We start from the raw sequence: 25,123 nt of genomic DNA, 5'->3' as shown, positions 1-25,123 counted from the left end.
CCGAACTATCCAAAGGAAAGACCATGCGCGCCCTGCAACTGCTCGATGATCGCAAGCTCGAAATCACCGACCTCCCGGAACCGGACGCGCCGGCCCCCGGTGAAGTCACGCTTCGCGTCAAGGCGGTTGCGCTCAACCATATCGACGTCTGGGGCTGGCGCGGCATGGCCTTTGCCAAGCGCAAGATGCCGCTCGTCATCGGCGCCGAAGCATCGGGTGTCGTCGAAAGCATCGGCCCCGGCGTAGCCAATCTCCTGCCAGGCCAGCTCGTTTCGATCTACGGTGCGCGGACCTGCGGCCTCTGCCGCCCCTGCCGGGAAGGTCGTGACAATCTCTGCGAACATGTCGGCGGGGTGCACGGCTTCCATCTCGACGGCTTCGCGCAGGAGAAGGTGAACCTGCCGGCGCGCCTCCTGGTCCCGGCGCCCCCGGGCGTCGATGCGGTCGGCGCGGCTCTCGCGCCCGTCACCTTCGGCACGGTCGAGCACATGCTGTTCGACAACGCCAGGCTCGAGCCGGGCGAGACGATCCTCGTCCATGCCGGCGGTTCCGGCATCGGCACGGCGGCGATTCAGCTCGCGAAGAAGATAGGCTGCACCGTCATCACCACCGTCGGCTCCGACGACAAGATCGAGAGGGCCAAGGCGCTCGGCGCCGATCATGTCATCAATTACCGCACCGACCGCTTCGAGGGCGTGGTGCGCAAGCTCACCAGGAAGAAGGGCGTCGACGTCGTCTTCGAGCATGTCGGCAAGGACACCTGGGCGGGTTCGATGCTGTCGATGAAGCGGGGCGGACGGTTGGTCACCTGTGGCTCGACCTCCGGCGTGTCGACCGACCTCAACCTGATGATGCTCTTCCAGCAGCAGCTGAAGCTGCTCGGCTCCTTCGGCTGCCGCATGGAGAACATGGCGAACGCCATGCAGAAGATGGCGCGCGGTCTCGTCCATCCGGTGATCGACACGGAAGTCGGTCTCTCCGACATCGACCGGGCGCTGGAGCGCATGGAGTCGCGCCAGGTCTTCGGCAAGATCGTCCTCAGGATGGATTGATCGCCGTGCGGATGCTGATCACGCGGCTGGTGCTGGCCGCCGACCATTTCCGGCAATGGCTCATCGCGCAGTTCGTGCTGCTGCTCCTCACGGTCCTGAAGCTGCTGCCGCCCGACACGGCGATCGATTTCATGGACCGGGTCGCACGCTGGATCGGTCCGAAGACCCGCCGCCACAAGCTGACGCTCACCAACCTGCGCAACGCCTTTCCCGAAAAGAGCGATGCGGAGATCGGGGAGATCGCGCTCGAAAGCTGGGGCAATATGGGGCGGCTCGCAGCCGAGTATGTCTTTCTCGACCAGCTCTTCGACTTCGATCCCGACCGGAGGGAGCCGGGGAGGGTGGAGGTGTCCGGTATTCCGCTCTTCCTCGAGCTCAGAGACAGTCCGCGGCCCTTTATCGTGTTCACGGCTCATACCGGCAATTTCGAGATGCTGCCGGTCGCCGGCTCCGCCTTCGGCCTCGACGTGACCGTCCTCTTCCGCCCGCCGAACAATCCTTATCTCGCCGACAAAGTGTTCGAGTTCCGCAAGGCACGCATGGGCAATCTCGTGCCCTCGCATGCAGGCTCGTCCTTCGCACTGGCCCGGCAGCTCGAGCGCGGCGGCGCCGTCGGCGTGCTCGTCGACCAGAAGTTCCGCAAGGGGCTGAAGACGAAGTTCTTCGGCCGCGACGTGCAGACGAACCCGCTGCTTGCCAAGCTTGTGCGCCAGTTCAACTGTGAGGTCTATCCGGCCCGCTGCATCCGCCTGCCCGGGGGGCGTTTCCGGCTGGAACTGGAGCCGGCCGTGGAAATCCCGAGGCGGGCCGATGGCAGCGTCGATGTCAATGCCACAGCGCAAATGCTGAACGACAAGGTCGAAAGCTGGGTGCGCGAATATCCGGGCCAATGGCTCTGGTACCACGATCGCTGGCACATCAAACGCCATCTTTGAGGGCGGACGCTCCGCCGCCTTCCGGAATCTCGCCGGCGACCCAGACGCCAGGAAACATGCGTCCCCCGGTCCGGCTTCCCGATTGATCGCCCCACGCGCATCTTGGCCTTTCGACCTACTCAAATTTGGGCCGATGCGCCGTTTGCATGGTCCGCAAACGTTTGCAATATATAGTGGTGGCTTTCTGTTGTTGAACGGCTGTGCGATGGGTGTAAACTCATTCGTTGTGCTCGGGGAGCGGCTGCAAGCGCTTTGGGCTGAAGGCGCGGGGCAGTTTTCCTGCGCCGGAAACAGGGGGACCGTCCAGATCGACGCTACAGCGCCCGCGCGTCTGATAAGGCGCGCAAAGGTCGCTGCAGCACGTTGAATTTCTGCATCTCTTTGTCCTTGAATCGAGGTCGATTCAAGGAGATGCGCATGAGTCGCTTGCAACTGAGCGGCCAGCTTTCGAGTGCTTTGGGCGCGGCCTTGCCGCGGGGAATGGGGCTTTTCGAATTGAACGAGTTGATTGAGCTGTTCTGGTTCAAATATTCGCAATTGCAATACGCCGTGAAGGTGGCGGACGAGCATCTGGTCGGTATCCTCGATCGCGAACTCGAGCCGATTCTGAAGGCCGTTTACGATGAAAAGGCCGCGAGCGTCGAAGACGCGCGCCTGCAATTTCAGTTCCTGATCGATATATTGCGCTTCGAGGCGGACGACATGTCCTGCGTGCTGCGCCATTCGCGCTTGCTTCAGTCGCTGATCAATCGCTATTTCGCCGCGACGCGGTCAACGGATCTCGCCGGGCTCGACCTCGAGCGCGCGCCGAAGCTTCCGAACAAGGGGCGCGCCGACGAAGGGCTGCTCAACGAGGCGATCCTCGACAGCTTTCCCGACCGGATCGCCGTCATCACGCCGGATTACCGCTATCTCTACACAAATCCGGTGAATGCGAGCCGTCTCGACAGCAGGCCGATGGAACTCATCGGCAGGCACATCGTCGAATTCATCGGCCTGCAGCGCTTCGAGCAACGTGTGAAGGGCTATCTCGACCGCTGTTTCGCCGGGGAAGTGGTCGAGTACACCTTCGCAAAGACCGTCAACGCACGGACTGTCGTGGTACGCTGTCGCATGACGCCGTGCAGGTCCAGTTCCGGCAAGCTCATCGGCGCCATTCTTGTCATCCAGGAACATGCCGATCGACGCAAGGCGATCGCCGCCTGATCTCTGCCGTGAGGAACGCATCGGAACGATGCGATGCGCATGTTGTATCAGGACGGCGGCTGCACCGGGTATTGGGCGAGAATTCCCCGCAGGCATTCCTGCTCGAAATGGACATGACGGCGCAAATTGGTGAAGAAGCCGCGCAGCATGTAGCCTCCGGTCTGCCGCGCATCGGTGACACGACCGTCAAGGAACTCGCGGTCTTCGTCCATTCGCTCGGGGGCGGCGCCGACTAATCCCGGCGAACGGAGCGGCGAAGGAAAACCGCTCACACTTTTCCGCTACCGCTCCGGCCGTGCGCCCTTCACCGGACGCACGGCTTTTCTGTGCGGAACTCCACCGGAAGTGTTAGACTCGCCACTCGTGCTTTCGAGTGGCGCAGAAATCCACGGCAGCGGTGATGCTCGACAGGAGGATTCGAGATGTCACAGGAATGGCCAATGTTCATTCTGCAGTGCATCGTCGTCTTCGGCCTTGTCGGCGCATTGTTCATTCGCTTCGGCGAATAGCCAGGAGCCCCCCGGGACAGAGCCGACCGCGAATTGCTTAGCGGGTGGACCAGACTGCCAGTTCATAGCCGTCCGGATCGGCGAAGTGGAAACGCCGGCCGCCCGGAAAGGAAAAGATCGGCTTGAGGATCTTGCCGCCGGCGCCTTCGACGCGCGCCAAGGCGTCTTCCAAGTTATCGGCATAGATGATGACGAGCGGGCCGCCGCTGCGGACCGGTCCGAGCGTGGTGAAGCCTCCGGTCAGCCGGCCGTCGGCAAACTCGCAGTATTCCGGGCCGTAATCCTTGAAGGTCCAGCCGAAGGCGTTGCCATAGAAGGCCTTGCTGGCGGCGATGTCCGCTACGTTGAATTCGATATAGTCGATGCGGCGGTCGTTATTTTGGGTATCCATGTTCTTTCCCGTCGTTTGATCAGCGATCGTCGGCTTCCATGATGGTTTTGAGGGCGGCAAGATCCTTTTCCACCCAGGCGGCGTCGGCGGCGAACTGCTCGTCGCTCATGTCCGCTTGTCTGAGCAGCGTGAACATGACTTCCGCCCCGTCGCCGTTCGGCACGACGCGGAGGGCGTTGTGCACCGTCAAGCCGTTCTCCAGGCTGACGAGATGGTCGACGACGCCGAATTCGTTGTGAGCGGCGAAGCGGACGCGGGCATTGCCGAGCGGTCCGGGCGCGATCCACTCATCGCCGTCACGCTTGAGCCCGGACGAGAGGCCGGAAGCCCAAAGCGGCATCTTCTGAGGATCCGCCATGAAGGCATAAACCTCGCGCCAGTCGCGCTCGATCGAGATGTGGACGATCCTCGCCGCCATCGTGGTCATGGGTTTCTCTCCTTGCCCCCTTTGATAGCACTTTGCCGGGCGGCGGTCTTGAACGAAACGGCCAGGCCCTGCCCGGATGCGCGGCGTCGCACGCCTGTTGCGGCTCGTGCGACGCTGAAGATTCAGTGCGTTACACGGACAGTCTCCCTGATTCCGGCGGGCGGGTAGTTACTTGGAAAGCCATGACACACTCACAGTTCCGGCATGCCGACGAACCCGGGAAGCGTCTTTATCCTCCCGATCCAGGCGGTAACGTTACGTCTGTCCCCGACGGGCACCCGACCCTCATGCCCCAACGCGATGTATGGGAAACATGCGATGTCTGCGATCGTCGGACGGCCCAGAACCAGCCAGTCCCGTCCTTTCAAGTGTTCCTCGATGAGGTCCAAGATGCGCGTCGATCGTTTGACAGCCAGACCGTGGTCCAAGTCGTACCCGAATTTGTCGTGGAGGCGGGCATCGTTTGGGCCACGAGCGATTTCATTTTCAGCGACCATGAGCCATTCAATGACCCGGGCCATTGATGATGGTTCAGTCGGCATCCAACCCTCTCCGCCATACTTGCGCGCCAGATACACAAGGATCGCGTGCGAGTCGCGCAGAACGAGGTCGCCATCCGCGAGAATCGGGATCTCAAGAAACGGGTTCAACTCGCTAAGCGGAGGCTTTTTGTGCGCGCCTCCCAGAAAATCAACGGGGACAAGTTCGTATTCTTGACCGATCAGTTGCAAGAACAGGCGGACTTTGTAGCAGTTGCCCGACAGTTCGAGGTCGTAAAGTTTCATGGCCATCTTTACCTCCAGGTAGCCTCACTTGACGCTGCATTCTCACAAAGGGCAGGGCGTCGAGGTAAGTCTGGTTCTTTGAAAGTCATCTTTCCAGAAAGGGGGAGGATCCATGGACAAGCTGCGGATGATGAAGACTTTTATCGCCGTCGCCGAGGCGGGAAGCCTTTCCGCGGCCGCGCGGTCGTTATCCGAACCGCTCACAAACGTGAGCCGCCAGATGGCCCAACTGGAGCACCATTTGGGTTTTACGCTGGTCAATCGTACATCGCGTGTCGCGGTTCTAACTCAGGAGGGGCAAGAGTATCTCATCGCTGCGCGTAACCTGCTCGACGAGCTCGAGTATGCGGAAGCGCGCATCAGCGAAAAGGTGAAGGGCCACTCCGGGAACTTGGTCATAACTGCCCCTGTTACCCTTGGCCGCTCGCACTTCCTCCCTGTCGTCAACGACTTTCTACGCGTCTACCCTAAGGTCACGGTCCGCATCGAGTTTCTCGACCGATCCATTGATATCGTCGAGGAAGGAATTGACCTGGCAATACGAGTGGGGAAACTCGGTGACTGCGGCTTACTGTCGGTCAACGTAGGCAATCTCCGTCCGGTGGTGTGCGCTTCGCCCGACTATCTTGAAAGACACGGTGAGCCAACCACCGTAGCAGAACTCGCGAACCATGACTGTGTGGTCTTCAATGGTGGTTTCGGTGATTTTCGATGGACGTTCAGTAGTGCGGAGTTCGGTGCAAACTCGGTGCGGCTGCGTCCAAGACTGTCCGTGAACGCTGTGGCAGCCGCTGTTTCGTGTGCCGAGGCGGACATGGGCATCACTCGGCTTCTATCGTACCAGGTGTATTCGTCTGTCATGGAAGGCCGTCTGGTCGAGATACTCCCGCAATTTGACGACAGTCAGATCCCCGTCCATATGCTGCGCCTGCAAAAGCGGCAGACCCGAAGTCTTGTCGAGGAATTCGTTGGTTTTGCCGCGCCGCGTCTGCGCGCGCGCCTTTCAAACGTCGCTCAAGCGCTCTTGGCAGTACGCATCCGAGGAGGGCCGCCTTGCTGAGAAGTGAGGCGAGCTGGATGCTCTGTCTATATGGACGTCAATATAGACGGTGTGAGAACCGTGGATCTGATCGCCGTGCGGATCGCGATGCTGGGTTATGCGACGCCGCTGGTCGCTGCCGTGGCGATGTCGACCTCGTCGCTGATCGTCGTCGCCAATGCCTTGCGGCTGCGGGGTCTCGCATCCATGAAGCCCGCCGAAAGCAATGCATCGCCCACCGCCTTGCTGCCGGCAGGGGGTGCTTGATGAACACGCTCGCCTACCTGACCCGATCGCGCTTTCCCTCGACGGTCTCGGTCCTGTCGCCTTCCTCTGGGCGCTGAAGAGCGATCAATACGAGGATCTGACGGCGCGGCTTGGCGCGTCCTCGACGACGGCGACGGCCGACCCGAAAAGGATTGATTTTGCCAGGAATGGCTTGTCGTAAATCGATTTGAGTGCCAAAACTGCCTCCGCGACCGCGTGTCAGGACCGCCCGTTCCCGCAGGGCGGCGGGCGTGCGCAGATCAATTCGAGGTGCCGGCATCGCGCGTCGTCGCGATTTTCGTGTCCGGCTCTTCTGTCCAATGGAGGCAATCACGTGTCACAGGCGGAAATCGGCCTAATCGGCCTCGGCGTCATGGGATCGAACCTGGCGCTCAACATCGCTGAAAAAGGCAACAAGATCGCCGTTTTCAACCGCACGGTTGACGCGACGCGCAAGTTCTACGCCGAAGCCGGCGCCCTCAAGGAGCAGATCGTTCCTTGCGAGACGATCGAGGACTTCGTCGCCGCCATCCGTCCGCCGCGCCCGATCATCATCATGATCAAGGCCGGCGAGCCGGTCGACCAGCAGATGGCGGCCCTGAAGCCGCATCTTGCCAGGGGCGACATCATGATCGATGCCGGCAACGCCAATTTCCGCGACACGATGCGCCGCTTCGATATGTTGAAGGATTCGGGTTTCACCTTCATCGGCATGGGTGTTTCCGGCGGCGAGGAGGGCGCTCGCCACGGCCCCTCGATCATGGTCGGCGGCACGCAGGAATCCTATGCCCGCGTCGAGAAAGTGCTGACCTCGATCGCCGCGAAATATGAAGGCGACCCCTGCGTCGCCTGGCTCGGCGAGAATGGCGCCGGGCACTTCGTCAAGACGATTCACAACGGCATCGAATATGCCGACATGCAGATGATCGCCGAGATCTACGGCATCCTGCGCGACGGGCTGAAGATGACGGCGAGCGAGATCGGCGAAGTCTTCGGCGGCTGGAACAAGGGACGGCTCAACTCCTATCTGATCGAGATCACCGAAAAGGTGCTGAAGGCCGCCGATCCGCTGACCGGCAAGCCGACCGTCGACCTGATCCTCGACAAGGCCGGGCAGAAGGGCACCGGCAAATGGTCGGTGATCGAGGCGCAGAACATGGGCGTTCCGGCGACCGCCATCGAGGCAGCCGTCGCCGCCCGCAGCATTTCCTCGGCGAAGGAGGAGCGGGAGGCGGCCGAAAAGATCCTCGGCCTGCCGCCGGTCGGCGCGTTCCAGGTTGCGGACAGGAATGCCTTCATCAAGGACCTCGAAAACGGGCTTCTCGCCGCCAAGATCGGCGCCTATGCGCAGGGCTTCGCGGTAATGTCTGCGGCCTCGAAGGAGTTCGGCTGGAACCTGCCGATGCCGACGATCGCCAAAATCTGGCGCGCCGGCTGCATCATCCGTTCGCAGTTCCTCGACGAGATCACCACCGCCTTCACCAAGGCGCCGGATGCGGCGAACCTGATCGTGACGCCGGCTTTCGCTTCGATGGTCAAGGAGACCGACGCAGCACTCCGCCGCGTCGTCTCGGCCGCGGTGCTCGGCGGACTGCCGGTGCCGGCGCTTGCCTCGGCGCTCGGCTATTTCGACAGCTATCGCCGCGGCCGCGGTACGGCCAACGTCATCCAGGCGCAGCGCGACTTCTTCGGCGCCCACGGCTTCGACCGCATCGACGGCGCCGACAGCCACCATGGGCCATGGGGTAGCGGGCTGAAGGCGTAGGATCAGTTTAGTTCGCTTCTACCAAAGGAAGGGTGGCGCTGGTCGCCCTTTCACGACAAGCTCACGATACCTCAGGCAAGGGAGCAATCGGGAAGGCAGCATGAAATTCAGGGTGATCGAAGGGGGCAAAGCGATCGAAACCAGGCCCGGGGCGGGGCCGGCAGGCATCCGCGACGAGGCGGAGCGACGCATCAAGGCGACGGGCTACGAGCAATGGCGAGTCCGCAGCCTGGCGACCGGGGCGCCGATCCCGCGGTCGATCCAATACCTGAAGATGCAGATCGATTTCGTTGCCGAGAAACTCGAACAGCTCAATCCGATGCCAATGGATTTTACCGACGACAAATATTGGCCGACTGTGAGCATTTGAAGAATACGGCTGTAGCATGACCCCGAATTTGCACGCAACGGCTTGTCCGGCATCGACAGCGCCGACAGCGGAAAGGCCTTACGAGTGAACGAAGGGCGGTCCACGGCGGTGCCGCCCTTTCGTTTGACAAGACAGCAGACGCTGGAAGTAGCTATACCGGAGCATGGAAGAGACGATAAATCCGGAAGTTTGGCGCTGGTATCGGCAGTTCGTGCGTGATCGTCATGACCACACGACCGCGAAGACGGATTGCATCTTCTACAGACAGCTACTCGGCCTGCCGCAATTCGCAGCACGAAAATAACAGTGGGCGTCGCCCGACTCACTTCTCTCGTTGCGGGTAAATCGTCTCGCCGCGCTTCAGCATCTCGACAAAAGTTTCGATCTTCTTCTTCCGGCCGGCTTCCGTCTTCATGTTGTGGGTGCGGAATGCGAGCGCGAAGCGGTTCTGTTCGCTGAGCTTGCCGAGCATTTCCCTGGCCTTGGGTTCGGCATCGATCGCGGCCTGCAGATCGTCGGGGATCTTCATATCCTTGCCGCTCTTGTAGGCGCGGTCCCAACGGCCGTCGGCCTTGGCCATTTCCACCTGCCTCAGGCCGTGCTCTGTCATCCGGCCCGCCTCGATGAGCCGGGCGACATTGTCGACGTTGATCTGGCTCCAGGTGCTCTTCCTGCCGCGCGGTGTGTAACGCTGGAGAAAGCTCTTGTCGTCGAGCCCCTTGCGCACGCCGTCGATCCAGCCCCAGCAGAGCACGACGTCGATGGCTTCCTTGGGCGTGATCGACTTGAGACCGGAACCCACCTTGTGAATCTTGATCCAGGCCTCATCCGCCGTGGCGTGGTGATGGGCAAGCCAGTCGTAGAAACGCTCGGCGGTCTCGAACTCGTGCACCTTGTCGGGATCGATCTTGACGGGCGGCATGCGCAATCATCCTCCTGATGGCTCGATCTTCACGGCTCAATCGGCGGTGCAGCCTACAAATGGCACAGGTGCTCGGCAAGGCGGCCCCGTGTGCGCGACTGGCGTGCGCGACCGTCTCATGCGATGGTTAGGCTTCGGGCGCACGATCGGACACCGTCGAGCTTGGCGCGTATTCCCGGGCGTCTGGATCCTAGAGCAGACATCGCACAAATGCGGCAAAAACAAAGAGATAGGGCGGTGCGCGAACGCATGTGAGCGCATCCCGCTCCAGAGGGAAGAGGTCTGCATGCCTGCCGTTTCGGATCTCAGCTACGAAGACTGGCTTGAGCACGCGTTCGGCCACGCGATCAGGCCGCACGGCTATGCCTGGTTCTTCGACGAAGACCCGCCCTGGTGGGATCCCGAACCGCCGGTCGCCATTGATTATCTCACGCGGCTCTTTTCGACGACCGAACGGTCGCTCGCGTATTTTTCCGACGCGCAGATCGCGCAGGGCTTTACCTACCTCCTGAGCACCAGCGCGTCGGGCGACAACGGGTGGTTCTACAAGACCGCCACGTCGACAGCGGCGCGGCTCGCCTGCGTCGAGGCGATCGAGCATGTCTTCGCCGACCTGTTCGCGCCCCGCTGCGCCGCCGTGCTGGGCCACAGGGACGAACCCGGCGCCGCACCCCTGAACATGGTCTGCTACATGTGGTGGGACGAGTTCCCGTGCCTGGCCTTGCCCGAAGACCCGGTCCACGATCTGCTGCACAAGGCAGCGATTGACGTGATGCGTCGGACCTTGAGGCTCGATTCGATTGCCTGCCAGGAAGCGGCCCTCCATGGCCTCGGCCACTGGGCGCGGCAGCGGCCAGGCGAGGTCGCCGCGGCCGTCGATGCGTTTCTCGAGGACGGTCGCGGCAAACGCGCCGAGATCGTTTCCTACGCCCGCTCCGCGCGGTGCGGCTGCGTCCTCTAGATGGAATCACCTGACGTTGCACAAATGCGGCAAAAACAAACAGATAGAGCGGTAGCGCGAACGCATGTGAGCGCATCCCGTTGTAGCTCGATCAGGCCGGCCGCTCGGCCATCACCAGCAACAGGAAAGCCGCGAGATCTCGCCAACGGGTGAAGCGCGGGACGGCCTCGCATGCTTCAGGGGTCGGCTGCGGCTCTTCCACCCGGGTGATCCTGAACCCGGCTGCCGCGATGGCGTTGAGATAATCGCTTATCGTTCGTGGAAACCGCGGCACCGCAAAAGGCGCCACCTCCTCGTCCTGCGGCCGGTCTCCGAACCGCCAGTATTCCGTGAAATCGGCGCGATCAAAATAGCGCGACACGCGGAGACTGATCGTTCGGCCTTCTTCATCCTTCTCCCAGCGCAGCCCCGGCGTGATGAAGCAGGGGTGGAGGACGCTGAAGGCGAGAAAGCCGCCGGGACGCAACAGGCGATGGGCCTCCCGCATTGCGCCGCCGAAATCCGGCCCATCCATCAGCGCCATGGTCGAGATGACGGCGTCAAAAGAGCTTTCGGGAAAGCCGGTATCGGCACTGTAGGACGCAGCCCTGTAGGTGATGCCGAGCGGATCGGCCTCTTCCATCTGGCGGGCGTATTCGATCATTCGCTCGGAAATGTCGATGCCCGTCATTCGCGCGCCCATCCCGGCGAAGCGCCGCGTGTTCGTGCCCTCGCCGCACCCGAAATCGACGATTTCGAGTCCCTGCAACGGCGGCAGGAACTGCTGAAAAGCCGGAAGCGTGAAGAGGTCGCGGTAGACGTCATAGCCATTCCGCACGTCGCGGGCCCACTGGTCCGCGTTCTGATTCCAGCGTGCAGCCACGTCCGCGTGAGACAATCTCTCCGTCATCGTAAAGCGTCACTCTTCGATCTTGAAATGGTCAGGCGTCTGTCGCCTCTGGGTAGGCGCTCTTCAGACGTGAAGCACGTATAACAAGAAACCGTTCGTGCCGGCAATCCGTTCGACAAGGCCAGTGTTCGCCTTCGCTTGTGCCGCCCGGATGGTTCTAACCCTCGACCGACCTCGCCATCGGCGGCTGGAACTCGGGCGGGCTCAGGCTCTGCAGCGTTTCCGGCGGGCGGCCCTCGATGTGGCCGATCACGGCTTTGGCGAGCTCGCGGCCGGCAAGGCGGATGTCCTCGTACATGGTCATCACCTCCGGTCGCAGCCAGCGGAGGAAGTCGCTCGGTACCTTGGAGACCATGTCGGCATCCTCGCCGACTTTCTTGCCGGCCGCTTCGACGCCGGCGATCAGCGCGATCGCGCCCGAGCCGCTGCCGGAGACGATGCCGTCCGGGGCCTCGGAAGAGCGCATCAGCCTCTCGAAAGCGTCACGAATGGCGACGAGGCTGTGGTCGATGTTGACCTGGTGAAAGCTCACCGATTCCGCGCCGAAGTCTTTCAGGCCCCGCTCGAAGCCGGTGCGCATGTGCGAATGGAAGGTGAGGTGCGGCGGCGGCTCCAGGAGCACGAGGCGTCGCCGACCGCGGCCCGCCAGTTCGCGCACGGCCTCGTAGGCGAAGCGCTCGTTGTCGAAGTCGTGGTAAGGATGAATGATGCCCATCTCGGTGCGGCCATGGGTGGCAAAGGGCAGGCGGCGCTCGGTGAGCAGCGCCACGCGCGCGTCGTTCGGCTCGATGCGCGAGATGATCACGCCGTCGGCGGCGCCGGTGTCGAGGATATAGCGGATGGGGCCGAGCGGATCCTTGGCGGAACTGTAGGGCGTCACGACCAGGTGGTACTGCGTGCCGGCGAGAATTTCGGTGATGCCGATGACCATGGGGCTGGTGATGCCCATGATCTCCTCCTCCAGCGTCAGCACGAGACTGATGACATTGGTCTTGCCGGTCCGCAGCCGCACGCCCGCCCGGTTCGGCTGGTAGCCGATCTGTTTCGCGACGAGGCGAACGCGTTCCTTCGTCTCGGCGCCGATGTCGGGGGCGTCCTTCAGCGCACGGGAAACGGTGGTGATGCCGAGTCCGGTCATGAAGGCGATCGTCTTCAACGTCGGCCTGCCGCCTTCCGGTGGCTGTGCCGTCGCCGCCCTGTTTTTTGTCTTGTCGTCCATTCCCGTCACGTCAACCCGCTTTCCTGGACCGCCGGCCTCGTGGTGAAGTCCCCGAGATCGTCGCGATCGGCACGATCGGCACCCGATGAGTTGGAACGGGATGTCGGCGGAGAGCCGCCTTTAACTGCCGCATCCTGCCCCACGCCCCCGCGCGCCTCTGTCGCTCCGCCCGCTGTCGGCGTCGATCCAGTTCATCCACAGCCAGCATTGCCCCCGCCTTATATATGAAATGTGGCGGCCCGCCACATTCACGGAAGATTGGAGCCAGAGCTGAAATCTGTAACGATACAGTACGGATGTCGAGCTTTTTCGTTGCTGCGGTGCGAAGACCATAGCCATCTGGTTGAATCCCGCCTCGGCGCGTGTGTTTGCAGCGGTGGCATGACCGTGATGGTTGTGCAGAGGTTTCTGGCGTGAGCAACATCTAATAAAAATAACGGCATAGCTGAGGTGTTTTAGCCTTCGGGATCGTGACGCATGCCGTCACGGCGGGCATCTGGAGGGGCAGCGTTTGCCCGTCAAAGATGTAAATTGACAAATGTTTTGAATTGGCCGTTGTGGGTGTTGCGTATGTAAATCGTTTGAACTAAGGTTTTTACGGTAACGTTACAGTGAGGGAGGAGACTCATGAAATTACGTTTTCTGGCTGCCGCTTTGGCTGCAACCGTCGCTATGCCCTTCGGTGCGGCCAACGCCACCGATCTCGAGGTCACGCATTGGTGGACGTCGGGCGGTGAAGCCGCAGCGGTTGCCGAACTTGCCAAGGCGTTCGATGCGACCGGGAACAAATGGGTCGACGGTGCGATCGCCGGCTCCGGCGGGACGGCACGGCCGATCATGATCAGCCGCATCACCGGCGGCGACCCGATGGGCGCCACCCAGTTCAACCACGGCCGCCAGGCGGAGGAACTGGTGCAGGCGGGGCTGATGCGCGATCTCACCGATCTTGCCGAGCGCGAGCACTGGAAGGACATCATCAAGCCCGCGAGCCTGCTCGATTCCTGCACGATCGAGGGCAAGATCTATTGCGCGCCGGTCAACATCCATTCCTGGCAATGGCTGTGGCTCTCGAATGCGGCCTTCAAGAAGGCGGGCGTTCCGGTGCCGAAGAACTGGGATGAGTTCGTCGCCGCCGCACCGGCGCTCGAGAAGGCCGGCATCATACCTCTGGCCCTCGGCGGCCAGCCATGGCAGTCGTCCGGCGCCTTCGACGTCCTGATCGTCGCGATCGCCGGCAAGGACGTGTTCGAGCAGGTCTTTGCCAAGAAGGATGAAGCGGTCGCCGCCGGACCGGAGATCGCCAAGGTCTTCAAGGCGGCCGACGATGCGCGCCGCATGTCCAAGGGCAGCAACGTCCAGGACTGGAACCAGGCGACGAACCTCGTCATCACTGGCAAGGCGGGCGGCCAGATCATGGGCGACTGGGCCCAGGGCGAGTTCCAGGTCGCAGGCCAGAAGGCCGGTGAGGACTACACCTGCCTGCCGGGCCTCGGTGTAAACGAGGTGATCGCGACCGGCGGCGACGCCTTCTACTTCCCGCTCATCGAGGACGAGGAAAAGTCCAAGGCACAGGAAGCATTGGCGTCGACATTGTTGAAGCCGGAAACGCAGGTTGCCTTCAACCTGAAGAAGGGCTCGCTGCCGGTGCGTGGCGACGTGGACCTTGCAACCGCAAACGACTGCATGCGCAAGGGTCTCGACATTCTCGCCAAGGGCAACGTCATCCAGTGGACGGACCAGCTTCTGTCGCCGGACAGCCAGAAGCAGAAGGAAGACCTCTTCTCTGAGTTCTTCGCGAACCCGTCAATGACGCCGGAGGATGCGCAGAAGCGCTTCGCCGAGATCATCGCGGCTGCGGATTGATAGCCACCTTGTGGCGGCCCCGCTTTTGCGGGGCCGGCTCCGCGACGCCTTGCCGGACGCAGGCCTACAGCGCCGCGCGTCTTATCGGACGCGCAAAGGTCGCTGTGGCACTTTGAACTGCTGCATGTCTTAGTCCTTAGATCGAGGTCGATTCAAGGAGACATGCAGCGGGCCTGAGTCGGCGGCGTGCGCGCGGGGGAGACCTTGCAAGGTGGGCCGGCGCCGTCGTCCGCGCCGTTGCGGAACCGGCTGCCTGCCATCCGAAAACCCTCATCGTTCCGGAGGAGGAAACATGACGGCTCAAACACGTGGCTCGGCTCGACCGAACCAGTGGCTGCGCAACCTCAATGCGAAGATCGCGTCCATCCCGATGATCCTGACGGCCGTGGTCATCTTCGTCGGAGGCACCGCCTGGACGGTTCTCTACTCCTTCACCAATTCGAAGCTCCTGCCGCGCCTCTCCTTCGTTGGCTTCGACCAGTACGAGCGGCTGTGGGAGGCGCCGCGATGGATCGTCTCGATCCAGAACCTCGCGGTCTTCGGCTTCTTCTCGCTGATATTCAGCCTGGTTATCGGCTTCGTGCTCGCAGCGCTCATGGATCAGAAGATCCGCTTCGAGAACACGTTCCGCACCATCATGCTCTATCCCTTCGCCCTGTCGTTCATCGTGACCGGGCTTGTCTGGCAGTGGCTGCTCAACCCGCAATACGGCATCCAGTCGATCATGCGGTCGCTCGGGTGGGAGGGCTTTTCGTTCGACCCGCTCTATAATTCCGACATCGTCATTTACGGCATCCTGATCGCCGCGCTCTGGCAGGGCACCGGTCTCGTCATGTGCCTCATGCTCGCGGGCCTGCGCGGCATCGACGAAGACATCTGGAAGGCGGCGCGGGTCGACGGCATCTCGATGTGGAAGACCTATGTCCTGATCATCATTCCGATGATGCGCGGGGTCTTCATCACCACCCTGGTGATCATCGCCAGCGGCATCGTCAAGGTTTACGACCTTGTCGTCGCGCAGACGAGCGGCGGCCCGGGGATCGCCTCGGAAGTGCCGGCCAAATACGTATACGACTACATGTTCCTCGCCCAGAACCTGGGCCAGGGCTTCGCCGCCTCCACCATGATGCTCGTGACCGTCGCCATCATCATCGTGCCGTGGGCCTATCTGGAATTCGGGGGAGGGCGCAAGCGTGGATAACATCGCAACCAAGGACACGGCCGCGGCCTACGGCGTGGCGCCGGGCAGGCTCAAATCCGGCCCGCGCGGAGCCAAGCCTCGCCGGAGGCTCTCGCGGCGCAACATCATCGTCTACGGCACGCTGATCGTGGTTTCCCTCTATTATCTGCTGCCGCTCTACGTGATGATCGTGACGTCGCTCAAGGGCATGCCGGAGATCCGTGTCGGCAATATCTTCGCCCCGCCGCTCGAGATCACCTTCGAACCCTGGGTGAAAGCCTGGGCCGAGGCCTGCACCGGCCTCAACTGCGACGGGCTTTCGCGGGGCTTCTGGAACTCGGTGCGCATTACCGTGCCTTCGGTGGTCATCTCGATCGCCGTCGCCTCGATCAACGGCTACGCGCTCGCGAACTGGCGGTTCAAGGGGGCGGACCTCTTCTTCACCATCCTGATCATCGGCGCCTTCATTCCCTACCAGGTCATGATCTATCCGATCGTCATCGTGCTCCGGGAAATGGGAGTTTACGGCACGCTCACCGGGCTCGTCATCGTGCATACGATCTTCGGCATGCCGATCTTGACGCTGCTGTTCCGCAACTATTTCGCCGGCCTGCCGGAGGAATTGTTCAAGGCGGCGCGCGTCGACGGCGCCGGGTTCTGGACGATTTACTTCAAGATCATGCTGCCGATGTCCCTGCCGATCTTCGTGGTCGCGATGATCCTGCAGGTCACCGGCATCTGGAACGACTTCCTGTTCGGCGTCGTCTTCACCCGGCCGGAGTACTACCCGATGACGGTCCAACTCAACAACATCGTCAATTCGGTTCAGGGCGTGAAGGAATACAACGTCAACATGGCGGCGACGATCCTGACGGGCCTCGTGCCGCTGACGGTCTACTTCGTATCGGGCCGCCTGTTCGTACGCGGCATCGCCGCCGGCGCAGTGAAAGGATAAGCAGAAAATGACCAGTGTATCTGTGAAGGACCTGTCGCTGAACTTCGGTGCCGTCACCGTGCTCGACAAGCTCAATCTCGACATCGACCACGGCGAGTTCCTGGTGCTTCTCGGCTCGTCGGGATGCGGCAAGTCCACGCTCCTGAACTGCATTGCGGGCCTGCTCGACGTTTCCGACGGGCAGATCTTCATCCATGACCGCAACGTCACGTGGGAGGAGCCGAAGGACCGCGGCATCGGCATGGTGTTCCAGTCCTACGCGCTCTATCCGCAAATGACGGTCGAGAAGAACCTCTCCTTCGGCCTGCAGGTCGCCAGGGTGCCGCAGGCGGAAATCGACAAGCGCGTCAAGCGCGCTGCGGAAATCCTGCAGATCCAGCCGCTCTTGAGGCGCAAGCCGTCGGAGCTTTCGGGCGGCCAGCGCCAGCGCGTGGCGATCGGCCGGGCGCTGGTGCGCGATGTCGACGTCTTCCTGTTCGACGAGCCGCTGTCGAACCTCGACGCCAAGCTGCGCTCGGAACTGCGCGTCGAGATCAAGCGGCTGCACCAGTCGCTGAAGAACACGATGATCTACGTCACCCACGACCAGATCGAGGCGCTGACGCTCGCCGACCGGATCGCTGTCATGAAGAGCGGGGTGATCCAGCAGCTTGCCGATCCGATGACCATCTACAACGCGCCGGAGAACCTGTTCGTCGCCGGCTTCATCGGCTCGCCGTCGATGAACTTCTTCCGCGGCGAGGTGGACGCTCGCGACGGGCGCAGTTTCGTTCGGGCCGACGGCGTCGCCTTCGACGTGAGCGCCTATCCGGCGCGCACGAAGCTGCAGCCGGGCCGGAAGGTGGTGCTCGGCGTGCGCCCGGAACATGTGAAGGTCGACGAAGCGCGCGAGGGCGAAACGGTGCATCAGGCGGTAGTCGACATCGAGGAACCGATGGGGGCGGACAACCTCTTGTGGCTGAAGCTCGCCGGTCAGTCGATGTCGGTCCGGATCGCCGGCCAGCGGCGCTATCCGCCGGGCAGCACGGTGCGGCTTTCCTTCGATACCGCCGTCGCGTCGATCTTCGATGCAGCGAGCGAAAATCGCCTTTGACTTGAAGAACCGACATTTCGATCAGGAAAAGAGATACCGGCAGGTCGCCGGTCCATGACGGATTTGTGGAAATGCCTCCCGAAACCTTGAACCGCGAAGCCACCCGCATCGATCTCTCCGGCGACTGGCTGCTCGCTTCGGCCGACAACAGCCACGCATTGACCATCGCGCTGCCGGGCGATGTGCACAGCGCGCTCCAGCGGGCGGGGATCATTGCCGATCCCTATCACGGCCGCAACGAGGCGGAGGTGCAGTGGGTGGCCCGCAAGGAATGGGTGCTCGAACGCACGGTAACCATCGATGCGGATGACCTCGACGCGGGCTGGTATCTCGATTTCGAAAGCATCGACACCGTCGCGTCGGTCTTCGTCAATGACGAACTGGTGCTGCGGGCGGAGAATTGCTTCCGCCGCTACCGCCCCGACGTATCGAAGGCGATCGTCGCCGGCGAGAACCGCATCCGCATCGTGCTTCATTCCGCGATTGTCGAGGGGCTGCTGCGGCAGCAGGCACAGCCTCTTTTCGTGCCCTATCACGAGGGCAATTCACCGATCGCCAACGGCAACATGCTGCGCAAGCCCCAGTGCCATTTCGGCTGGGACTGGAACATCGCCATCGCGCCGCTCGGCGTCTATGGCTCGCTTGCGCTCTGCCGCTTGGAGACGGCGCGGATCGAGCACGTCACCACCCGTCAGCTCTGGCTGGAGGACGGCTCGGTCGACCTGCAGGTCACCGTCACGCTTCTTGCCCGCGAGCCCGGCATCGTGCCGCTCCACTTTGCTCTCGACGGGGTGGGCGAGCGGCTGGATTGCGCCGTCGCGGCGGGCGAAACGCGCATCACCCACGTCTTCACCATCGAGAAGCCGAGGCGCTGGTGGCCGGCCGGCAGCGGCGATCAGGCCCTTTCGCTCCTCGAGGTCGAAACACCCGAGGAGCGGGTGACGCGCCAGATCGGCTTCCGCACGATCGAACTCGTCACCGACAAGGACGAAGCGGGCAGCCGCTTCGCCTTCCGGGTCAACGGCCGCGAGATCTTCTGCCGCGGAGCGAACTGGATACCGGCCGACGCGCTGATGTCGCGCGTTACGCCGGAAGCCGTCGAGGACCTGCTTCGATCGGCCGTAGACGCCAACATGAACATGATCCGCGTCTGGGGCGGCGGGTTCTACGAGCCCGACTGGTTCTACGATCTTTGCGACCGGCTTGGCCTCATGGTCTGGCAGGACTTCATGTTCGCCTGCAATCTCTATCCCTCGACGCCGGATTTCCTGGAGAACGTGGCGGCAGAGGTCGACTACCAGGTCAAGCGGCTCTCCTCGCATCCGTCGCTGGCACTCTGGTGCGGCGACAACGAACTTGTCGGCGCGCTCACCTGGTTCGAGGAGAGCCGCAAGGACCGCGACCGCTATCTCGTTTCCTACGACCGTTTGAACCGGACGATCGAAGCAGCGATGAAGCAGGCCTGCCCGGAGGCGATCTGGTGGCCGTCGAGCCCGTCGGTCGGCTATCTCGACTTCGGCGACGCCTGGCATGCGGACGGTGCCGGGGACATGCATTACTGGTCCGTCTGGCACGAGAACAAATCCTTCGACAATTACCGGACCGTGCGGCCGCGTTTCTGCTCCGAATTCGGCTTCCAGTCCTACACGTCGATGCCGGTGATCCGGCAGTTCGCCGAGGCGGGCGACCTCAACATCGCTTCGCCGGTGATGGAGGCGCATCAGAAGAATGCCGGCGGCAACGAGCGGATCGCCGGCACGATGTTCCGCTACTTCCGCTTCCCCAAGGACTTTCCGAGCTTCGTCTATCTGAGCCAGGTCCAGCAGGGGCTGGCGATCGGCACCGCCGTCGACTACTGGCGGTCGCTGAAGCCGCATTGCATGGGCACGCTTTACTGGCAGCTCAACGACACCTGGCCGGTGGCCTCCTGGTCGAGCCTCGACTATGGCGGCCATTGGAAGGCCATGCATTACATGGCGCGCCGGTTCTTCCAGCCGGTCGCCGTCGCGGCCATTCCATCGGCGGACGGCCGTGAGATCGTTTTCTCGATGGTGAACGACACGGCCGAGCCGGTCACGGTGCAACTGCAGACCTTTCTCGTGTCGCTCGATGGCAAACGCATGCCGCTCGTCGCGGCGGCCGGGGCATGCTCGCCGGATCGCGCCGCGACGCTCGTCGTCATCGCCGCGAAGGATATCCCTGCCGAGACGCTCCTCTTCTGGTCCTTCGAGGCATCCAATGGCATGCGCGGTGAGGGGCACCATGTCCAGGGCACCTACAAGGCGCTCGAGCTCGCCCCGTCAGGGCTCAGCATCGAGACGGCGCCGCGTACGGACGGTTCCTTCGACGTCACCGTGACCGCGACGGGCCTGGCGCTCCACGTGATGGTCGAGGCGGACGTGGAGGGACGTTATTCCGACAATGCCTTCGACCTGACAGCGGGCGAGGCGAAGGTCGTCCGCTTTACGCCGAAGGTGCCGCTCGAAAGTGGCGCCACGCCGCGCTTCAGCGCCTTCGATCTCGAATCCTGCCAGGGAAAGGGCTGAGCGTCATGACAGGCCCTCCCGTTCGAGCGCGCGGCTCGCCACCAGCCGATGCCATCCCGTGAATGACGGGCGGGGCTCGCCGCCTCGCCTCGCCAGCCCGTTCCTGCAATTTCCACGAGGAGTATTTTCGATGAAAGACGTCAGCTTCCAGCTTTATAGCGCCCGTAATTTCCCGCCGCTTGCCGAGGTGCTCACCGCCATCGGCGCGGCGGGCTACACCCAGGTCGAAGGATATGGTGCGCTCTATGCGGCCCTGACGGACGCGGAGATCGCGGCGTTCAAGGCCGGCCTCGAGCGCAACGGCCTCTCCATGCCGACCGCCCATTTCGGCCTCGACATGCTGGAGAAGGATCCGGTGCGGGTGCTGCAGATCGCCAACACGCTCGGCATTCGCGCCATCTATTGCCCCTTCGTCATGCCGGATCAGCGCCCGAACGACGCTGCCGGCTGGCGGGCTTTCGGCGGCCGGCTGCAGGCAGCGGGCAAGCCCTTCCGCGACGCAGGGCTCGATTTCGGCTGGCACAATCACGATTTCGAATTCAACGCCCTTGCCGACGGCTCGGTGCCGCTCGACCATATTTTCGCCGGCGGGCCCGAGCTTTCGTGGGAGGCTGACATTGCCTGGATCGTTCGCGGCGGCGGCGATCCCTTCGCCTGGATCTCGAAATATGCGAGCCGTATCACCGCGGTCCATGTCAAGGACATCGCGCGGAAGGGCGAGAACACGGACGAGGACGGTTGGGCCGATGTCGGGCAGGGCACGCTCGACTGGAAGCGGCTCATTGGCGCGCTTTCCGCAACCACGGCGAAATACTTCATCGCCGAGCACGACAACCCCAGCGATTTCCGGCGTTTCGCCAAGCGTTCGCTGGCTTTTATTCAATCCTACTGAGCGGCGGGTAATTCCATGGCAAAAGATCTCGGGGTCGGCATCATCGGATGCGGCAATATTTCCACCACCTATTTCAAGCTTTCACCGCTCTTCAAGGGCATCAGGGTCGTTGCCTGCGCGGACATCAACCCGGCGGCAGCCGAAGCGCGCGGGGCCGAATTCGACGTCACGGCCCAGAGCATCGAGGCGCTGCTCGCCAATCCGGAAGTGGACATCGTCGTCAACCTGACGATCCCGAACGCGCATTTCCCGGTCTCGAAGGCGATCCTCGAAGCCGGCAAGCATGTCTACTCGGAAAAACCCCTCGTGCTGTCGCTCGAGCAGGGGGAGCAATTGAGGGCCATTGCCACGGGCAAGGGGCTTGTGGTCGGCTGCGCGCCGGATACGTTCCTCGGCGGCGCGCATCAGCTTGCCCGCTCCCATATCGATGCGGGGAAGATCGGCCGCATCACCTCCGGAACATGCCACGTCATGGGCCCGGGGATGGAGATGTGGCATCCGAACCCGGACTTCTTCTTCCTCCCCGGGGGAGGCCCGATCCTCGACATGGGGCCCTATTACATCGCCAACCTCATCAACCTGATCGGACCGGTCAAGCGCGTCGCAGCCCTTTCCTCCATGGCGAGCGAGACCCGCACCATCACCAGCGATCCGCGCAAGGGGGAGGTGATCCCGGTCAAGACGCCGACCAATATCCACGCGCTTCTCGAGTTCCACAGCGGCGCGACCATCACGCTGTCGGCAAGCTGGGATGTCTGGTCGCATCGCCACGCCAATATGGAACTCTACGGAACGGAGGGGTCGCTGTTCGTTCCGGACCCGAATTTCTTCGGTGGTACGGTTGAGGCGAGCGGGCGCGACAAGAACATTGAGCCGTTGGAGACGTGGGAGCACCCCTTCGCGGTGAACAATTGGGAGCATCCGCTGGGGGCGATCGCCAATTACCGCACCGCCGGCCTCGCCGACCTGGCGGACGCCATCGTCACCGGCCGCGATGCGCGCTGCTCGCTCGATCGCGCGCTGCACGGCGTCGATGTCATGGTGTCGATCCTCAAATCCGGTGAAGAGGGCCGGTTCGTGACGCTGTCGACGACCTGCACGCAGCCGGCCGCTCTCGGCATCGAGGAGGCGAGGGCGCTCTTGCGCTGAGCCGGAAGAAGACCCCCTCCCCAACCGTTCCCCACAAGGCCCCTTGTGGGGAGGGGTTGGGGAGGGGTATTCAGACGCACCAACGAAACGAGGAGCAATATCCATGGCCTGGCAGCCGGCGGAAAACCGCTACGAGAAGATGAAATACAATCGTTGCGGCAGGAGTGGCTTGAAGCTGTCGGCGATTTCGCTTGGTCTCTGGCACAATTTCGGTGACGACACTCCGCATGAGCGCAAGGTGGCGATGTGCCGTACCGCCTTCGACCTCGGCATCACCCATTTCGACCTCGCCAACAATTATGGTCCGCCCCCGGGCTCGGCCGAGATCGCCTTCGGCGAGATCCTGCGCACCGACTTCGCGGGCCTGCGCGACGAGCTCATCATCTCGTCAAAGGCAGGCTACAACATGTGGCCAGGTCCCTATGGCGAGTGGGGCAGCCGCAAGTACCTGATTGCCTCCTGCGACCAGAGCCTGGAGCGCATGGGGCTCGACTATGTCGACATCTTCTATTCGCACCGCTTCGACCCGGACACGCCGCTCGAGGAGACGTGCGGCGCACTCGATCATATCGTGCGCTCGGGCAGGGCGCTTTATGTCGGCATCTCTTCCTACAATTCCCAGCGCACCCGCGAGGCGGCGGCGATCCTCAGGGAACTCGGCACGCCCTGTCTCATTCACCAGCCCAGCTATTCCATGCTCAATCGCTGGATTGAGGACGACGGCCTCGTCGACACGCTCCAAGAGCTCGGCATCGGTTCGATCGTCTTCTCGCCGCTCGCCCAGGGCATGCTGACGACGAAGTACCTCAATGGCATTCCCGAGGACAGCCGCGCGGCGCAAAACCACTTCCTCAAGCGGGACTTCATCCGTCCGGAGATCATCGAAAACATCCGCAAGTTGAACGGCATAGCCGAGCGACGCGGCCAGACGCTCGCGCAGATGGCTCTCGCCTGGGTGCTGCGGGAAGGGCGCGTCACCTCGGCGCTCATCGGCGCCAGCCGCTCCGAGCAGATCGTCGATTGCGTCGAGGCGCTCAGGAACGACACGTTCACGGCCGCTGAGCTGGCCGAGATCGATCTCTATGCGCGCGAGGCCGACATCAATCTCTGGGCCAAGTCCGCCGAGCGCTGAGCCGGCGCGAATGCGTTGATTTGCCTCGATTTTGATCCAAATCCGCGCCCCGTGCACCCCCACTACAAAAGTAGGGAGCGGGGGCCGAAAGCCAGCTCTGGACATGCATTGGTATGTATGTATGGTGCGGTGGTGCCGGTCCGACTTTCAGCGATGTCTTTGCATTTTTGCGGCCGGCAAAACGAGGAGAATGAGCTTTTCGGCGCGCGGAGGCGAGCCGAGCAACGGCTCAGACGACGGTATCGCTGGCCGCAATCGTGCCTGCAACCGTCTTGGCGGGAAATTGGGAGGTATTAATGGATCGCCGTTCATTCATAAAAAATGCGAGCCTCGGCGGCCTCGGTGCGGCTGCCGCAACGGCGCTCGCGACGCCGGCCATCGCGCAAGGCAACCCGAAGGTCACCTGGCGCCTGACGTCGTCATTTCCGAAGTCCCTGGACACCATCTACGGCGGTGCGGAAGTCCTGTCGAAATACGTGTCCGAGGCCACTGACGGCAATTTCCAGATTCAGGTCTTCGCCGCCGGTGAAATCGTTCCGGGCCTGCAGGCCGCCGACGCCACGGCCGCCGGCACGGTCGAGGCTTGCCACACGGTGGCCTATTACTACTGGGGCAAGGACCCGTCCTGGGCTCTCGGCTCCGCCGTGCCATTCGCCCTCAACGCCCGCGGCATGAACGCCTGGCACTACCATGGCGGCGGCATCGACATGTTCAACGAATTCCTGGGCGCCCAGGGCCTGATCGGGTTCCCCGCAGGCAATACCGGCGTGCAGATGGGTGGCTGGTTCCGCAAGGAGATCAAGACCGTTGCCGACATGAAGGGCCTGAAGATGCGCGTCGGCGGCTTCGCCGGCAAGGTCATGGAACGGCTCGGCCTCGTCCCGCAGCAGCTTGCCGGCGGCGATATCTACCCGGCGCTCGAAAAGGGCACGATCGACGCGGCCGAATGGGTCGGCCCCTATGACGACGAGAAGCTCGGCTTCTACAAGGTGGCGCCCTACTACTACTATCCCGGCTGGTGGGAAGGTGGGCCGACCGTGCATGCCATGTTCAACAAGGCGGCATACGAGGGCCTGCCGAAGGCCTACCAGTCGCTGCTGCGCACGGCCAGCCAGGCGACCGACGCCAACATGCTGCAGAAGTACGACTACCTCAACCCGTCGGCGATCAAGCGTCTTGTCGCCGCCGGTGCCAAGCTGAGCCCGTTCAGCCCGGAAATCCTCTCGGCCTGCTTCGACAAGGCGAACGAAGTCTATGCCGAAATGGAAGCTTCGAACCCGACCTTCAAGAAGATCTGGGGCTCGATCAAGGCGTTCCGCGCCGAGTATTACCTCAACGCCCAGATCGCCGAATACAACTACGACACCTTCATGATGATCCAGCAGCGCAACGGCAAGGTCTAGGCTGCGCCTGCATCAGTATCGCCAAAGAAAGAACCCCGGAGCGTCGCTCCGGGGTTTTCTTTTGCTGTTCTTGATAAGGATGTGAATTTGGCCCTCTCCTCCGGGTAGACCCTGGGCTTAACCCGAGGACTAACCCTCTCCCCCCGCGCACCCGCGCGGGGGCGCGGGGAGAG

At 62.6% G+C, this 25,123-nt stretch carries 23 protein-coding genes and 2 pseudogenes; 19 read left to right on the top strand and 6 right to left on the bottom strand.

Features of this window, described 5'->3' with window-relative positions:
- Positions 1–23: 23 nt before the first annotated feature.
- The 4 genes from ATB98_RS11005 to ATB98_RS30340 all read left to right on the top strand — a co-directional run bounded on the left by ATB98_RS11005 (position 24) and on the right by ATB98_RS30340 (position 3,429).
- Positions 24–1,052, top strand: coding sequence for a zinc-binding dehydrogenase (locus ATB98_RS11005; RefSeq protein WP_066873380.1), 1,029 nt, complete (start codon positions 24–26; stop codon positions 1,050–1,052).
- An 11-nt stretch (positions 1,053–1,063) separates the two neighbouring features.
- A complete protein-coding gene (locus tag ATB98_RS11000; RefSeq protein ID WP_066873605.1) occupies positions 1,064–1,987 on the top strand; it encodes a lipid A biosynthesis lauroyl acyltransferase in 924 nt (307 codons plus the stop codon).
- A 417-nt stretch (positions 1,988–2,404) separates the two neighbouring features.
- Positions 2,405–3,193: a PAS domain-containing protein gene (locus ATB98_RS10995; RefSeq protein ID WP_234781904.1), complete on the top strand. Its 789-nt coding sequence runs from the start codon at positions 2,405–2,407 to the stop codon at positions 3,191–3,193.
- 113 nt (positions 3,194–3,306) lie between these two features.
- Positions 3,307–3,429 carry a hypothetical protein gene (locus tag ATB98_RS30340; RefSeq protein WP_268801786.1) on the top strand — a complete coding sequence of 41 codons (123 nt, stop codon included), beginning with the start codon at positions 3,307–3,309 and terminating at the stop codon, positions 3,427–3,429.
- Between the two features lie 310 nt (positions 3,430–3,739).
- Here ATB98_RS30340 and ATB98_RS10990 read toward each other — a convergent pair whose 3' ends face one another.
- From ATB98_RS10990 to ATB98_RS10980, 3 genes are all read right to left on the bottom strand, one after another.
- The gene (locus ATB98_RS10990) at positions 3,740–4,093 is read right to left on the bottom strand and encodes a VOC family protein (protein WP_066873377.1); all 354 of its coding nucleotides are present in this window, start codon (positions 4,091–4,093) and stop codon (positions 3,740–3,742) included.
- A gap of 19 nt (positions 4,094–4,112) precedes the next feature.
- Entirely contained in the window at positions 4,113–4,520 is a 408-nt protein-coding gene (locus ATB98_RS10985) for an SRPBCC family protein (RefSeq protein ID WP_066873373.1), read from the bottom strand.
- Between the two features lie 191 nt (positions 4,521–4,711).
- Positions 4,712–5,311, bottom strand: a complete 600-nt coding sequence (locus ATB98_RS10980; RefSeq protein ID WP_234781903.1) for a glutathione S-transferase family protein — start codon at positions 5,309–5,311, stop codon at positions 4,712–4,714.
- 106 nt (positions 5,312–5,417) lie between these two features.
- Here ATB98_RS10980 and ATB98_RS10975 point away from each other — a divergent pair, with 106 nt between their 5' ends.
- The 5 genes and pseudogenes from ATB98_RS10975 (at position 5,418) to ATB98_RS10955 (ending at position 8,746) form a co-directional block, all read left to right on the top strand.
- Positions 5,418–6,365 carry a LysR family transcriptional regulator gene (locus tag ATB98_RS10975; RefSeq protein ID WP_066873370.1) on the top strand — a complete coding sequence of 316 codons (948 nt, stop codon included), beginning with the start codon at positions 5,418–5,420 and terminating at the stop codon, positions 6,363–6,365.
- A gap of 63 nt (positions 6,366–6,428) precedes the next feature.
- Positions 6,429–6,611 (top strand): annotated as a pseudogene (locus ATB98_RS10970) (hypothetical protein); the annotation flags it as partial.
- Positions 6,611–6,767: pseudogene (gene ccoS / locus ATB98_RS10965) on the top strand (cbb3-type cytochrome oxidase assembly protein CcoS). The pseudogenes ATB98_RS10970 and ccoS, both read left to right, overlap by 1 nt.
- A gap of 178 nt (positions 6,768–6,945) precedes the next feature.
- Complete coding sequence (gene gndA / locus ATB98_RS10960) at positions 6,946–8,376, top strand: NADP-dependent phosphogluconate dehydrogenase (protein ID WP_066873366.1); 1,431 nt, start codon at positions 6,946–6,948, stop codon at positions 8,374–8,376.
- Positions 8,377–8,476: 100 nt separating this feature from the next.
- Positions 8,477–8,746 (top strand): hypothetical protein, encoded by a 270-nt coding sequence (locus ATB98_RS10955; protein ID WP_066873365.1) that lies wholly within the window; start codon positions 8,477–8,479, stop codon positions 8,744–8,746.
- Positions 8,747–9,068: 322 nt separating this feature from the next.
- On the opposite strand, the gene ATB98_RS10950 is transcribed toward ATB98_RS10955, so the two are convergent.
- Complete coding sequence (locus ATB98_RS10950; RefSeq protein WP_066873363.1) at positions 9,069–9,668, bottom strand: YdeI/OmpD-associated family protein; 600 nt, start codon at positions 9,666–9,668, stop codon at positions 9,069–9,071.
- Between the two features lie 286 nt (positions 9,669–9,954).
- On the opposite strand from ATB98_RS10950, the gene ATB98_RS10945 reads away from it, so the two are divergent.
- Entirely contained in the window at positions 9,955–10,629 is a 675-nt protein-coding gene (locus ATB98_RS10945; protein ID WP_066873360.1) for a hypothetical protein, read from the top strand.
- A gap of 91 nt (positions 10,630–10,720) precedes the next feature.
- On the opposite strand, the gene ATB98_RS10940 is transcribed toward ATB98_RS10945, so the two are convergent.
- Both ATB98_RS10940 and ATB98_RS10935 read right to left on the bottom strand, forming a co-directional pair.
- The gene (locus ATB98_RS10940) at positions 10,721–11,518 is read right to left on the bottom strand and encodes a class I SAM-dependent methyltransferase (protein ID WP_066873357.1); all 798 of its coding nucleotides are present in this window, start codon (positions 11,516–11,518) and stop codon (positions 10,721–10,723) included.
- Positions 11,519–11,675: 157 nt separating this feature from the next.
- On the bottom strand, positions 11,676–12,737 hold the full coding sequence (locus ATB98_RS10935; RefSeq protein WP_066873354.1) for a LacI family transcriptional regulator: 1,062 nt from the start codon (positions 12,735–12,737) through the stop codon (positions 11,676–11,678).
- Between the two features lie 627 nt (positions 12,738–13,364).
- On the opposite strand from ATB98_RS10935, the gene ATB98_RS10930 reads away from it, so the two are divergent.
- The 9 genes from ATB98_RS10930 (at position 13,365) to ATB98_RS10890 (ending at position 24,950) form a co-directional block, all read left to right on the top strand.
- On the top strand, positions 13,365–14,600 hold the full coding sequence (locus tag ATB98_RS10930; protein WP_066873351.1) for an ABC transporter substrate-binding protein: 1,236 nt from the start codon (positions 13,365–13,367) through the stop codon (positions 14,598–14,600).
- Positions 14,601–14,892: 292 nt separating this feature from the next.
- Positions 14,893–15,801 carry a carbohydrate ABC transporter permease gene (locus ATB98_RS10925; protein WP_066873348.1) on the top strand — a complete coding sequence of 303 codons (909 nt, stop codon included), beginning with the start codon at positions 14,893–14,895 and terminating at the stop codon, positions 15,799–15,801.
- Complete coding sequence (locus tag ATB98_RS10920; RefSeq protein WP_066873345.1) at positions 15,794–16,735, top strand: carbohydrate ABC transporter permease; 942 nt, start codon at positions 15,794–15,796, stop codon at positions 16,733–16,735. Before ATB98_RS10925 ends, ATB98_RS10920 begins: the two co-directional genes overlap by 8 nt.
- Positions 16,736–16,742: 7 nt before the next feature.
- Entirely contained in the window at positions 16,743–17,828 is a 1,086-nt protein-coding gene (locus ATB98_RS10915; protein WP_066873342.1) for an ABC transporter ATP-binding protein, read from the top strand.
- Between the two features lie 71 nt (positions 17,829–17,899).
- Entirely contained in the window at positions 17,900–20,374 is a 2,475-nt protein-coding gene (locus ATB98_RS10910) for a beta-mannosidase (RefSeq protein ID WP_066873339.1), read from the top strand.
- Between the two features lie 130 nt (positions 20,375–20,504).
- Positions 20,505–21,266, top strand: a complete 762-nt coding sequence (locus ATB98_RS10905; RefSeq protein ID WP_066873336.1) for a sugar phosphate isomerase/epimerase family protein — start codon at positions 20,505–20,507, stop codon at positions 21,264–21,266.
- 15 nt (positions 21,267–21,281) lie between these two features.
- The gene (locus tag ATB98_RS10900) at positions 21,282–22,415 is read left to right on the top strand and encodes a Gfo/Idh/MocA family protein (protein WP_066873334.1); all 1,134 of its coding nucleotides are present in this window, start codon (positions 21,282–21,284) and stop codon (positions 22,413–22,415) included.
- A gap of 103 nt (positions 22,416–22,518) precedes the next feature.
- Positions 22,519–23,547, top strand: coding sequence for an L-glyceraldehyde 3-phosphate reductase (gene mgrA / locus ATB98_RS10895; RefSeq protein ID WP_066873333.1), 1,029 nt, complete (start codon positions 22,519–22,521; stop codon positions 23,545–23,547).
- Positions 23,548–23,843: 296 nt separating this feature from the next.
- Positions 23,844–24,950 (top strand): TRAP transporter substrate-binding protein, encoded by a 1,107-nt coding sequence (locus ATB98_RS10890; RefSeq protein ID WP_066873331.1) that lies wholly within the window; start codon positions 23,844–23,846, stop codon positions 24,948–24,950.
- The last annotated feature ends 173 nt before the right edge of the window (positions 24,951–25,123 follow it).

This window comes from Sinorhizobium saheli (assembly GCF_001651875.1).
Lineage (GTDB): Bacteria > Pseudomonadota > Alphaproteobacteria > Rhizobiales > Rhizobiaceae > Sinorhizobium > Sinorhizobium saheli.
This window is presented reverse-complemented; position numbering and strand designations above follow the sequence as displayed.